Below are 12,963 nucleotides of genomic sequence, written 5' to 3' on the forward strand. Positions count from 1 at the left end.
AGCCCTGAGTTGGAGGTTACTATCCAGGTACGCCGACCGACAGGACTCCGATGAACCGCATCGCCCGCACACTGCCCCGCGCAGCCTCGTACTGGACGGCCGCAGCCGTCGCCGCCATCGCGCTGTGGACCAGCGGCGCCCCCAGCACCACCTATCCGCTCTACGAGGCGGCGTGGCACGTGACCCCCGCCGTCACCACGACGGTCTTCGCGGTCTACCCGCTCACCCTCGTGATCGTGCTGCTCGTCTTCGGTGATCTGGCCGACCACATCGGCCGTCGCGCGGCGATCGTCCTCGGCCTGGCGGGCATGCTCCTCGGCACGCTGCTGTTCGCCGTCGCCCCGAACATCGCCGTGGTCTTCATCGGCCGCGCGATGATGGGCATCGGCGTCGGCCTCGCACTCAGCCCCGCGTCGGCGGCCGTCGTCGAGTTCAGCAGGCCGGGTCGCGAGCGCTCCGCCGGATCGGTGACGACCGCGGCCACGGCGCTCGGCCTCGCCTTCGCGACGCTCATCGGCGGCGCTCTGATCCAGTACGCGCCCTTCCCCCTGCACCTCGACTTCTGGGTGCTCATCGTCGCCATCGCGGCCGTCGGCGTCGGAGCCTGGTTCCTGCCGCGGCACACCCGTGACGAGGCCCGCGGCACGTGGCGCCCGCGGGGCGTGGCCGTCGCCCCCGGCATCCGTCTGCTCTACCTCGTCGCCACACTCGCCGTCGGCGTCGCCTACATGTTCGGCTCGGTGTTCCTGGCCCTCGGCGCGCAGATCGCCGAGGAGATCACGGCGACGCACAACGTCTTCGTCGTCGGCGCGATCCTCGCGATCATGTCGGCCGTGATCGGCGTCACCGCCATCGCGACCCGCTCCGTGCACCCCCAGGTCTCGATCGCGATCGGCAGCGTCGTCACGCTCATCGCGTTCGGCTTCCTGATCGACTCGGCGTTCAGCGGATCGCTGGCCGTGTTCCTGGCGACCACGCTGATCTCGGGCGCCGCCTACGCGCTGATGTTCGCCGGCGGCCTCGGACTGATCGGCCAGAACGCGCCGGCGCACCACCGTGCGGGCACCATCTCGGCCGTCTACCTGGTCGCCTACATCCTGCAGGGCGCGGCGGCCATCGCGCTCGGCCTGATCGCGACGGATTCCGGACTGACGGCCGCCCTCGAGATCGGCGCCGTCGTCATCAGCGCCTTCGCGATCGCCGCGCTGATCGCCACGCAGGTGCTGCGCGTGCGCGGTCGGGTAGAACAGCGTGTGACGGATGCCTCGGCCATGGCATCCGCGATGGAGGACTGACCATGCCGAGCCGTGGGACCACGCAAGCCGAGCGCGTCTACAACTCGACCTGCACGATCGCGCGCAGCCTCGACGTGCTCGGGGCGCGCTGGAACCTGCTGATCCTGCGCGAGGCCGTCAACGGCATCACGCGGTTCGCGGACTTCCGCGAGCTGCTCGGCATCGCGCCCGACGTGCTGAGCGACCGGCTCGCCTCGCTCGTCGAGGCGGGCGTGCTCGAGAAGCACCGCTACCAGGCACCGGGGGACCGCCCGCGCGACGAGTACCTGCTGACGCAGCGCGGCCGCGATCTGAAGCTCGTGATGGCGGCCCTGCACGACTGGGGTGACCGCTACGTGCCGTCCGAGTTCGGCGTCACCACCACGCGGCGGCGCATCTCGGACGGCGCCGAGGTGCACGTCGCGTTCGTCGACACCGAGGGGAATGTGGTGCCGCCTGACGAGGTGTACTCGGTGCCGAAGCCCGGCACCCCGGCAGAGGCGTTCTTCGAGCGCCGCGGAGAGCTCAGGGAGCGGGCGGCGGCGGTGCGTTAAGCATCCGTTTTCGTAATAGAACTAGATCATCTGGAATACAGAGCAATTGAATTCAATTGCATGCATTCGACGGGGCAGTCGCCCCGACCATCAGATCCTCTAGGAGTACGAGCCATGACCGACACGATCAGCATCCCCGGGTACCGCGCCGGCACCTGGGTCGTCGACCCCACGCACAGCGAGGTCGGCTTCAGCGTCCGCCACCTCATGATCGCGAAGGTGCGCGGAAAGTTCGAGAAGTTCGAGGCGACCTTCGTCACCGCCGAGAACCCCCTCGAGTCGACCGTCACCGCCAAGGCAGAGGTCGCCTCGATCAACACGGGCGAGCCCAACCGCGACGGGCACCTGCGCACCGGCGACTTCTTCGAGGCCGAGAAGTTCCCCTACATCGAGTTCGTCTCCACCGGCGTGCGCGTCGATGGCGACGACTTCAAGGTCGACGGCGACCTGACCATCAAGGGCACGACCAAGCCGGTCACCTTCGACTTCGAGTTCGCGGGCTTCCAGTCGGACCCGTACGGCAACTACAAGGCCGGCGCGACCGCGACCACCAAGATCAAGCGCGAGGACTGGGGCCTGACGTACAACGCGGCGCTCGAGGGCGGCGGCGTGCTGATCGGCTCCGACGTGACGATCACGATCGAGCTCGAGGCGGCGCTGCAGGCGTAGCCCGTACTCTGCTCTGCGCAAAACTCAGGGGCGTTTTCGCTCGCCGGTGCTCGCAGGCCCGTAATCTCAGGGCCTGCGGGGTGCTGGCGGCGAGACGCCCCTGAGTTTTGCGCACCCGGCTCGGGCGGCCCCGCCGCCGCCTCACCCCGTCGTGAACACGGACAGCAGCTGCGCCGGTGCCCCGCTTCGCGCGAAGACCGGCACCCGGCCGATTGGCGCATCGACCTCGACGGTCTCACCGCCCGCGTAGGCCGCACCGGTCCAGGCATCCGTCCACCGGCCCGCCGGCAGATACACCTTCACGCGCGAGACCGCTGGGTCCACGACCGCGGCCACGAGAAGGTCGGACCCCAGCATCCATTGCGGTCCACATCGCCAGACCTCGGGGTCGCGGGGGTGGTCGAAATAAAGCGGGCGCATCAACGGGCGATCGGTGCGGATCGTCTCGGCAGCTTGCTCGGCGAGGTACGGCACCAAGCGCTCGCGCAGGCCGACGATGTCGCGCACGAGCGGAAGCACTCTCTCGTCGCCCGTGCGTTCCGCGATGTTCCACGGCGTGCGGTCGCGCGAGGGCGAACGGTGATGGTTGAACTCGGAGTGGTACTGCATGATCGGGACGAAGGCGCTCGCCGCCATCGCCCGCAGGTAGAGCTCCGCGCTCGGGATATCACCGGAGAATCCGGCGATATCCCATCCCCAGTAGACGATTCCCGACGCCGCCGCTGAGAGCCCCGCGTTCAGCGACCAGCGGAAGGCATCCCACGTCGAGTTCTCGTCGCCGGCCCAGAACGCGCCGTGCGCTTGCGAGCCGGTGAAGCCCGCGCGGCTGAAGGTCACGGGAGCTTTTCCTGCCGAGCGCAGCAGCTCGCCGTATGCCGCGGCGTAGCCGACCGGGAAGGTGTTGTTCTTCTCATCTCCCCGGCGTCCGTCGAGGTAGATGAGCTCTGCACCCCAGGCGTGCTCGCCGCCGTCGGTCTTGAAGCCGTCGACGCCGATCTCCTCGACGAGGTAACGGCGCTTCTCGGTCCACCACTTCGCCGCGCGGGCGTCCGTGAGGTCGGGCATGAGCGAGAGCGGGAACCACCAGCCGCGATTGCGATAGGGCCGCGGCTTCCCCGCGGGGTCGGGCTCCGCGATCAGCACGTTCTCGCGGATCGCGGCCCGGGCGTCGGCCGCGAGCTGACCGGAGGGGTGCGGGCGCCTCTTCAGCAGGGGGATCTGCCAGAGGTGAAGACGGATTCCTCGCGCGTGCAGCTCGTCGGCCATGCCCTTCGGGTCGGGCCATGCCCCGTCCGCCGGGAATTCGAAGTCGGCGAGCCGGTGCGGCGCGCCGTCCTCGGTCACCGCATAGCGCGCGTCGCGGAAGGCCGTGAAGGTGCTCTCGTCGCTCCACGCCTCGATGACGACCGAGCCGACGGGGATGCCGTGATCGCGGTGCAGATCCACCTGCCGCATCACCTCGGCCTGGGTGTTCCACTCGTTGCCGCTCGCCCACAGCCGGAACACCCAGTCGGGCAGCTCATCGGCCCGACCGGCCCCGTCGAGGAATCCCCGGAGAACGGCGACGGGGTCGCCGTCGAAGAAGCGGACGGCGAGCGCTCCGTCCTCGGCGGTCTCGGCCTCGATCGAGATGGCCCGCGGGTCGCTGCGGCCGACGTCGAACCAGACCCGCCGCGAGCTCTCGACGTGGAATCCCCAGCCCTCGCCCCCGACGACGTGCGCGAACGGCATGGGCAGATAGGTCTTCCGCTCGGCGCCCTGGCTCTTGTACTGCTCGAAGACCACCGAGTCGAGCTCTTCGCCGACGTGGTCGATCACGTCGTAACGCTCGCCGAAACCGCTGACGTGCTCACCCTCGGCGAGCGCGAGGGAGAAGCGCAGGCGATGGATGCGCCGGCCGTCATCCAGCACCGAGACGGTTCCCGGCAGTACGCGCGATCGGCCGACGGCGGTCAGAACGTCCTCACCGGGCCGCCACGATGCGGCCCGGAAGGCGAACCAGCGAGTGCGCTCGATGCGGCCGCCGACATGGTGCGCGGTGAAGCGGTAGCGGTATGCGCCCCCGGCCTCGAGGGCAGGGGTGATCGCTCGCCAGCCACCGGCCGCGCGCGCGAGGCGGGCCTGCGCGGAGGCGAGATGACCGCCGTCGGTCACCCGCCCGCGAGAGGTGGTGGCGACCCGCTCCAGCACGAGGGGCGTGCTCACGGCGGGGGCGCCGGAGTCCGGCATCCACACGAGCTCGCCGGTCACGTGATCGACGCTCGCGTCCGCACGCACGCCGAGCGTCGCGGTCGCGCCTGCCTCGGGGACGACGGGCCACCGCTGCTCGGTGTCGACGGAGTACGGGTGGCCGGAGCCGGCCGGCCGGTGGCGGATCATCGGGGGAGTCCTTCTCGGGTCGGGGTGGCGGGGAGGGGAGCGGTGGTGTCGAGCTCGGCTCCCAGGCGCAGCAGCATGGCATGGCTCCACAGCAGCGGTGTGGCGACCGGCCCCCACCGTTCGAGCCACCCCTGCCGCATCCCTGGCGCGATGAGATGCCCCGCCACCTGCTCGGGGAGATCGAGGTCGTCCGTCGCGGTGGCGGCGGCCCATTCGTAGAGCTCGACGGCCCGGTCCCTGTTCCCGGCGGCGAGATGGGCCAGGCCCAGGAAACAGCTGAGCAGGGGCCACTGCCCGCCGCCGTAGAACGTGTCGCCGAGGTACCGGTGCGTCCCGCCGCTCACGGTCAGCTGACGCTCCAGTGCATCGAGGGTCTTCTCGCCGAGCGCGGAGCCGGGGTCGAAGCAGCCGAGGGGCGCGAGAGCGGCCGCGAGGCTGCCGTCGACCGCGGTGCTGCCGAACCACTTCACCAGGAATCCGTCGCGAGTGCCGCGCTCGCGGACGAGAGCGTGGATGGCGGCGGACGCCTCACGGGCGTCGTGCTCGCGCCCGCCGTCCAGGAGGCCGGCGCCCGCCACGCCGTCGAGGCCGGCCGCGATGCACGCGAGTGTGGAGACGTGCACGTGGTCGCTGTGCTCCTCCCACCAGTCGTAGCAGGGCCTGGACCATGATGCGGTGAGGTAGTCGACCGTGAGCTCGACGGCGTCGCGCCAGCGCTCCCCGTCGGCCCCGTGGCGCCGCAGGTGCTCGGCGAGCGCCCACAGCCAGGTGCCGTAGCCGTCGAGCTGGAAGTCCCACCATTCGTCGAGACCGTCGGCACCGGCGAAGGTGTACCTCGCCGGGAGCATCTTCGCGCCTTCGGGCGGCCTGCCGGCGCGGGTCTCCGCCACGATCCAGCGGATGTGGTCGGCGCGACTGCGGAGGACGCCTGCGCACCAATCGAAGAAGCGCTCGGCGGACTCGGCGGCTCCGGCCGCCGACACACCGTCGGCGATGAACGCGCCGTCCCGGAACCAGCAGTACCCGGCGTATGCCGAAAAAGTGGGACTGGCCGGGTACGCGCCTCCCGGCGTCTGAAGACCGGTGATCAGCGCGAGGCTGTGCTCGGCGAGTCGGGAGTCGTTATAACGGTGCACGGGCACTCTTTCGCTGGGAAGTCGGGCGGTGAGAGGCCGTGCCCGCCGCAGCGGGCACGGCCCGAGCTCACTTGAGCAGGGAGTCGACCTGCTCGGCGGTCGCCGGGATCGCGGTCGCGGTCTTCTGCCGGCCCGCGGCGATCTCGCCGAGCGCGTTGGTCACGTCGTCCTGGATCTTCTGCGAGTTCGCCCCGAGCTGCGGGGCGTTGGCAACCTTCTCGAGCGAGTCAAAGACGGCTTGGCGGTTGGCGGGCGTTCCCGCCGTGAGGTACGGCTGGAGCAGCGACTCGTCGCTCACCGCGGGGAGCTCCCACCCTGCCTTGAGGCGCACGTCGACCATCTCCTTCGAGCTGGTGAGGTACTCGGCCCACTTCTGGGCGGCCGTCTTGTCCTTCGCGTCCTTCGAGACGACGACCGCGTTCGAGAATGTCGCACTCGCCTGCTGAGTGTCGCCCGGCTCGACCTGGACATCCCAGCCGAACGGCAACTGGCCGAGCGTGCTGAACATCCAGATGCCGGTGTGCCACATCGCGAGCTTTCCCGCCTTGAACAGGTTGGTGTCGAAGTCGGCCGTGCCCGCGCCGTCGGCTGCGGTCGGCATGACCGTGCCGGACTTCCCGGCGATCCAGTCGGCGGCCTTCTTGCCGGCGGCGTCATTGAACGCGGCCTTCTTGCCGTCGTCGCTGAGGAACTGTCCGCCGGCCTGCACGACCGCCTTGTAGTACTCGTTGTAGGTCACCGGCTGGTAGTCGCCCCAGATGCCTTTGGACTTGTCCGTCAGCTTCTCGGCTGCCGCCTGCTCGTCGGCCCAGGTCCAGTCCTTGGTCGGGTAGGAGACCCCGGCCTTGTCGAAGAGGTCCTTGTTGTAGAACAGCACCACGTTCGAGAACGAGGTGGGCAGCCCGTACTGCTTCCCTCCGGTCTTGTAGGTGTCGAGAACAGAGGTGCGATACGCCGACGCCGTGACCCCGTCGAGCGGTGCGAGAACGCCCTGGCTCTGGTAGGTCGCGTAGCTGCCGGCATCCACATCGAACACATCCGACTGCGTGCCTGCCGCCAGGTCGGTCTGGAGCTTCGTGAAGTAGTCCGCGTAGGCGGTCGTGGTGACCTTGATCGTGATGTCGGGGTTGGCCTTCTCGAACGAGTCGACGATGGCCTGCAGGTTCTTCTCGTTGCCGCCGGCCGAGATGAAGTCGGAGTACGTGACGGTCGTCTTTCCGCCGGATGCGTTGCCGCCGCCGGACGATGAGCAGCCGGCGAGGCCGACCACGGCGAGGGCCGCGACCGCTGCGGTCGCGACGAGCTTCTTGTTCATGAGAGTGCAATCTCCTTTGATGTGCAGGGATTTCGGGTGGGGGTGGGGATGCGGCCCGGTCTATTTGAGACCGGTGCCTGCGACGCCCTGGACGATGTACTTCTGGGCGAAGACGTAGAGCGCGAACATCGGCAGGATGCTGATCACCGAGCCGGCCATCAGAACGTCCCACTGGGTCGAGTACTGCCCCTGAAGACTCGACAGAGCCACGGGCAGGGTCTGCATCAGGGGATCCCGCAGGATGATCAGCGGCCAGAGAAAGCTGTTCCAGGTGTTCAGGAATCCGAACACTGCGAGCGTCGCCAAGGCCGGGCGCACGAGCGGCAGGACGATCTGGAAGAACACCCTGAAGTGCCCGGCGCCGTCGATGGTGGCCGCTTGATCCAGCTCGAGCGGCACCGTGCTCATCGCCTGCCGCAGCAGGAAGACCCCGAAGGCTGACGCGATCGTCGGCAGGATCGCGCCGGCGTAGGTGTTGATCAGGCCCAGCGCCTTCATCTCGACGAACAGCGGGACGATGAGGACCTGGAACGGGATCATCATCGTCGCCAGATACAGCAGGAAGATCGCGCCCCGGCCGCGGAACGGCATGCGCGCGAAGACGTAGGCGGCCATCGCGCTCGTCACGAGCTGCAGGATCGTGCTCGCCACGGCGATGACCAGCGAGTTGACGATCACGCGCGCGAAGGGCACCCGGCTGAACAACTCGAGATAGGGGCCGAACGACGGATTCTCCGGGATCAGCTTCGGCGTCGTGGTGAGGCTCGCCCCAGGGCTGATCGATGTCACGACGGTCCACACGAAGGGGAAGAGCATGGCGATCGCACCGGCGATCACGACCACGTAGAAGACGGTCTTGCCGAGCGGGCTACGCATAGTTCACCCACTTCTTCTGCCCGTAGAACTGCACGAGCGTGACGACGAGGATGACGAGGAAAAGGAGCCATGACAGAGCGGATGCCATCCCCGCCTGCCCGTATCGGAAGGTGAGGTCGTACACCTGCTGCACGACGACCTGGCTGGAGTTGTTCGGCCCGCCGCCGGTCATGACGAACACCTGGTCGAACACCTGGAAGCCGTTGATCAGCGAGAGCACGACCACGAAGAAGGTCGAGGGCGAGAGCATCGGCATCGTGATGCTGAACAGGCGGCGCCACCAACCTGCTCCGTCGATCTCCGCAGCCTCGTACAGGTCCTGGTTGATCGTCTGCAGCCCCGCCAGCAGGATGACCATCACGAAGCCGAGGTCTTTCCACGCCGACGCGATGATGATCGAGGGCATCGACCACGCCGGGTCCGCCCACCATCCGGGTCCGTGAATGCCGATCAGGGCGAGCGTGTGGTTCACGATCCCGACGCTGGGGTTCAGCAGCCAGCGCCAGACCAGTGCGACGACCACCCAGCTCGTGACGACGGGAAGGAAGTAGACCCCGCGCAGCAGGGCGCGGCCCTTCATCTTCGCGTTGAGCGCGAGAGCGAGCGCCAGACCACCCACGTACACGAGCGGCAGGTAGCCGACGATGTAGTAGATCGTGTGCAGGAACGCGTTCCGCGTGGCCGGATCGCCGATCAGGAAGCTGTAGTTGCGGAATCCGACCCACTGCATGTCGCCGATCAGGTTCCATGAGTGCAAGCTCGTCCACGCGGCGGAGATCATCGGCCCGATCACGAACGCGAGCAGCGGCACGAGACTGGGCAGCAGGAAGATCGCGACCGTTCCCGCGTAGCCGAGACGCCGCTTGAGCGGTCCCCGCCTGCGCCGCGTCACCGACCCGCCTTCGCTGCTCAGACGATGAGCAGGCGCAACCGCCGGAAGCACCATCAGCGACCACCGCCTGAGCCGGACACCAGCCGCTCGCGCACGAGCTCTCCCTCAGCGCCGGCGATGCCGTCGGCGTCGAACGGGGTCGCGAGCACCAGTGCGGCCGCACCCTGCGCCCAGCTCTCGTCCTGCCAGGTCTCGACGGCGACGGCGATGCCGCGACGGCTCGGAATGAGGGCAGAGCGAAGGGCCGGCTCGAATCCCGCGGACCAGTGCGGCCACGCGGAGGTGCCCTCGCCCATGACCACGACGAGCTCGGGGTCGATGATATGGATCAGTCCGGCAAGCGCCCGACCGAGGCGGTGCCCCGCCTCGGCGAACACGGCGAAGGCGCCCGCGACCCCGGCATCCGCCGCGGCACGAAGCGCATCGATGCCGTCGCCCGCATCGATGACACCGCGTGCGCGTGCAGTCTGGACGAGCGCCGTCTCGGAGATCAGCGCCTCCAGGCATCCGTGGTTCCCGCACGAGCACTGCGGCCCGTCCTCCGCGACCGGGATGTGCCCGATCTCGCCCGCACCGCCTGCCGCGCCGCGAAACACGGATCCGCCGAGAACGATGCCCGAGCCGACGCCCGTTCCGATCGTGACGACGAGGAAGTCGTCGTGCTCGCGGCCGATGCCATAGAGGCGCTCCGCCATCGCCAGGGCGTTGACGTTGTTCTCGACGAGCACAGGATGCCCCAGCGCGCGGCGGAGGGTCGCGCCGACGGGAAGCTGCGTCCAGCCGAGCTGGACGGAGTCGACGACACCGCTCGCCTGATTGTCGACGCTGCCGGGGATGCCGACCCCCACGCCGAGCAGGCGCGGCGACCTCGCATCGGCGATGAAATCCGACAGGAGCTCGGTCAGGTCGGCGAGGGCCGTGGTCGCGGATGCGTCGAACTCGCGCGCGGCCGACCGCACGACCGTTCCGTCGATGCCGACCTCGACGAACGCGACATGGTCGGCGACGACCTTGACGCCCACCGCGCTTCCGGCGGCTGCGGCCACGCCCAGCATGCGCGCGGGGCGACCGCCCTGCGACGGCGCCTGCTCGAGCTCGACCACGAGTCCGTCGGCGAGCAGTTCCCTGGTGAGCTGCGTCATGTGCGCCGGCGAGACACCGAGCGCGCGGGAGAGGTCTGCGCGCGAGGCCGGTCCGTGTGCTCCGAGATGGGCCAGTACGGCCGAGCGGTTGACGTCGGCGTGCGGCGAGCGATTCGACATTGAAAGGCCTTCTCAGGTCGGGAACTGACTTAGTTCGGAGCTTAATAAAGCACGGAACTAAGTTGATGTCAAAGCAGCATGCGAAAGGGCCGGCGGACGATGAATCCGCCGGCCCTTCGACTCCGAGCTAAATGGCGCTCCACCCCGTGTCGTCGGCGAGCACGGCGCCGTTGACGTTCGACGCGTCCTCGGACAGCAGCCACGCAATCGACGAGGCAAGCTGCTCCGGCTGCGCGACGCCCGGAACGACGACCTGCATGAACGGCCCGATGGCCTCGCCGGCGAGCGCCGACTTGAACTCGGCCTGGATGTTCGTCTGCACCGCCCCCGGGGCGACCGTGTTCACCCGGATGCCCTTCTTGCCATACATCACCGCCGAGTTCTTCGTGAGACCGATCACCGCGTGCTTCGACGCCGTGTAAGCGGCGCCCGCGGCCGAGCCGCGCAGCCCCGCCTCAGAGCTCACATTCACGATCGAGCCGGCGCCGGCCTCGAGCATCCCCGGGATCACGGCCGCCATCAGCTTCGCCGTCGCCGTCAGGTTGACTGCGAGCACGAAGTCCCACTGTTTCCAGTCGATCTCGTGCGCGGGCTGGAACGAGTCCATCACGCCCGCGACGTTGGCGAGACCCCAGACCGGACCGCCCGCCGCGGCGACGATGCGGGCGATGTCCTCGTCTTTCGTGATGTCGCCGGCGACCGTCACGATGTCGAGCGACGGATTCTCCGCCTTCAGCTCCTCGAGCCGCGTGGCGACCACGTCGGCCGCGACCACCTTGCCGCCCTCTTCGGCGATGCGCGCGGCCGTCGCCTTGCCGATGCCCGAGCCGGCCCCTGTGACGATGACGGTTTTGCCCACGAAACGATCTGCAGCCACTGCGCTACCTCTTTCTGTCTGCCTTGACGGCACCCTAGTTCGAACGAGGCACGCGAAGCGATGGATACCGGGCGAGAGATGTCACTGGGCCGTGTAAGGCTGTGGGTGTCGACGGGGGTGGTGAACAAAAATTCTATGAAGTTGTGGATCTGCGATTGACATTGCTCGTATGTTTATTTTAGAGTGTCGGTAGCTTGTTGGGGTCGCCCCCTGAACCCGTTACGCGTAAATGTCGCCAGATGCTGCGAGCTTGTTGCTGTTGGTTGTTGCGTGTTTTTCGGGGGTGATCGGATGCCGGGGCCGGGGTTTTCCGCGTCGGGCGCATTGTCGCGCCTGGTCGGGCGTCTGCCGGTGGACCCGGGCGCGCTGACCGACGGGCAGCTGGTCGGCTTCGTGGAAGAGATCGAGGCCGCCGCCCGGCAGGTGGACGCGTTGCGGATCGCGGCCGCGGGCGAGGTGGCCAGGCGGTCCGTCGCGGATGATCAGGATTCGCTGGCCCGTCGGTTGGGGTTCAAGACCGCGGCCGGGGCGCTGGCGGGGATCACGAGGTCCTCCGGGAAGGAGGCCGCGAAGCTCGTGAAGGACGCCTCGGATCTCGCGCAGCTGCCCGCAGTGGAGCAGGCGGTGCTGGACGGGCGGATCGGACGCGAGAGCGCGGCCGCGATCAGCGGCGAGTTGAAGAAGGCCGCCGGCGGGACGCTCGAGAACCTCGCAGCGGCACCTGGAACACCCGAGGCGCGCGAGTTGCAGGCCGTGCAGACGCAGCTTGTCGAGCTCGCGACCTCTGCCGGTGCGGATGAGGTGAAGGCCAAGGCGGCGGAGAAGGCCGCGGCGTTGAACGTCGCGGCGGTGGTGGATCAGGCGGCGAAGGCGATGGACGGCCGGTTCTTCTGGATCGGACCCACCGTCGACGGCGCCGCCCGAGTATCGGGTCTACTACCGGCGGGGCATGCCGCCGTGGTGCGCGGGGTTTTGGATGGGCTCTCGAACCCGAAGGGGAAGAAGACCGTCACCTTCCAACCCGAGTCTGATGCGGTGCCTGCTGATGCGCGTACCCGGGGGCAGAAGGCCGCCGATCACCTCAGGGACGTGTTCAGCAGCGCCGCCCGCTCGGCGGAAATGCCGGATATGGGCGGGGATCACCCCACCGTGTGGATCAGCACCACTGCCGCCGAGCTTCAGTCCGGTTCGGGGCTCGCGTTCTACGCCGGCACCAGCGAACCTGTCCCGGTTCAGGAGGCGGTGCAGGCGGCGTGTGCGGGCGGGATCCAGACCGTGATCTTCGGCAAGGACGGCGACGTCCTCAACCTCGGTTTGGAAGTGCGGGGGTTCACGAAAAGGCAGCGCCGCGCGATCGCCTTGCGCGACGGCGGCACCTGCATCATCCCCGGCTGCGACGTTCCCGCGCAGTGGTGCGAGGTCCACCACGTGGTCCCATACACAGACGGCGGACCCACGGACGTCTGCAACGGCGTCCTGGTGTGCTGGTTCCATCACCACGAGATCGACACGGGGCCCTGGCACCTCAGAATGACCCACGGCACCCCGGAAGTGCGGTACACCCACGGCAGCACCGACACCGGATGGAAGACCGCCGGCAACGGCACCGCCGCCAGAATCCGAGCCGCAGCACCACCCGGAACGCCGGACGGGGGCTGAGCGCGGCGATGCTCCATCCGCCGCCATGGTTGAACTAGACAGATTACCTTGCAAGTCTGCCTTACTATTG

11 protein-coding genes are annotated in these 12,963 nt (G+C 68.6%); 4 read left to right on the top strand and 7 right to left on the bottom strand.

Annotated features, from left to right (window positions below; translation table 11 throughout):
- The first annotated feature begins 50 nt into the window (after positions 1-50).
- The 3 genes from ABD708_RS02445 to ABD708_RS02455 all read left to right on the top strand — a co-directional run bounded on the left by ABD708_RS02445 (position 51) and on the right by ABD708_RS02455 (position 2,497).
- Complete coding sequence (locus ABD708_RS02445; protein ID WP_344751693.1) at positions 51-1,295, top strand: MFS transporter; 1,245 nt, start codon at positions 51-53, stop codon at positions 1,293-1,295.
- A gap of 2 nt (positions 1,296-1,297) precedes the next feature.
- A complete protein-coding gene (locus ABD708_RS02450) occupies positions 1,298-1,828 on the top strand; it encodes a winged helix-turn-helix transcriptional regulator (protein WP_344751694.1) in 531 nt (176 codons plus the stop codon).
- A 207-nt stretch (positions 1,829-2,035) separates the two neighbouring features.
- Entirely contained in the window at positions 2,036-2,497 is a 462-nt protein-coding gene (locus ABD708_RS02455) for a YceI family protein (protein ID WP_425553241.1), read from the top strand.
- Between the two features lie 141 nt (positions 2,498-2,638).
- Here the strand turns inward: ABD708_RS02455 and ABD708_RS02460 are convergent, their stop codons facing one another.
- The 7 genes from ABD708_RS02460 to ABD708_RS02490 all read right to left on the bottom strand — a co-directional run bounded on the left by ABD708_RS02460 (position 2,639) and on the right by ABD708_RS02490 (position 11,234).
- A complete protein-coding gene (locus tag ABD708_RS02460) occupies positions 2,639-4,876 on the bottom strand; it encodes a glycoside hydrolase family 31 protein (RefSeq protein ID WP_344751696.1) in 2,238 nt (745 codons plus the stop codon).
- Entirely contained in the window at positions 4,873-6,012 is a 1,140-nt protein-coding gene (locus ABD708_RS02465) for a glycoside hydrolase family 15 protein (protein ID WP_344751697.1), read from the bottom strand. Before ABD708_RS02465 ends, ABD708_RS02460 begins: the two co-directional genes overlap by 4 nt.
- Positions 6,013-6,079: 67 nt before the next feature.
- Positions 6,080-7,327: an ABC transporter substrate-binding protein gene (locus ABD708_RS02470; protein ID WP_344751698.1), complete on the bottom strand. Its 1,248-nt coding sequence runs from the start codon at positions 7,325-7,327 to the stop codon at positions 6,080-6,082.
- Between the two features lie 60 nt (positions 7,328-7,387).
- Positions 7,388-8,203: a carbohydrate ABC transporter permease gene (locus ABD708_RS02475; protein ID WP_344751699.1), complete on the bottom strand. Its 816-nt coding sequence runs from the start codon at positions 8,201-8,203 to the stop codon at positions 7,388-7,390.
- Positions 8,196-9,095, bottom strand: a complete 900-nt coding sequence (locus ABD708_RS02480) for a carbohydrate ABC transporter permease (protein WP_344751700.1) — start codon at positions 9,093-9,095, stop codon at positions 8,196-8,198. Before ABD708_RS02480 ends, ABD708_RS02475 begins: the two co-directional genes overlap by 8 nt.
- Positions 9,096-9,148: 53 nt before the next feature.
- Positions 9,149-10,357, bottom strand: coding sequence for an ROK family protein (locus tag ABD708_RS02485; RefSeq protein ID WP_344751701.1), 1,209 nt, complete (start codon positions 10,355-10,357; stop codon positions 9,149-9,151).
- 127 nt (positions 10,358-10,484) lie between these two features.
- On the bottom strand, positions 10,485-11,234 hold the full coding sequence (locus ABD708_RS02490) for an SDR family NAD(P)-dependent oxidoreductase (RefSeq protein ID WP_344751702.1): 750 nt from the start codon (positions 11,232-11,234) through the stop codon (positions 10,485-10,487).
- A gap of 291 nt (positions 11,235-11,525) precedes the next feature.
- Between ABD708_RS02490 and ABD708_RS02495 the strand changes: the two genes are divergently transcribed.
- Positions 11,526-12,893: an HNH endonuclease signature motif containing protein gene (locus ABD708_RS02495; RefSeq protein WP_344751703.1), complete on the top strand. Its 1,368-nt coding sequence runs from the start codon at positions 11,526-11,528 to the stop codon at positions 12,891-12,893.
- Positions 12,894-12,963: the final 70 nt, after the last annotated feature.

The organism is Gryllotalpicola koreensis (assembly GCF_039538185.1).
Lineage (GTDB): Bacteria > Actinomycetota > Actinomycetes > Actinomycetales > Microbacteriaceae > Gryllotalpicola > Gryllotalpicola koreensis.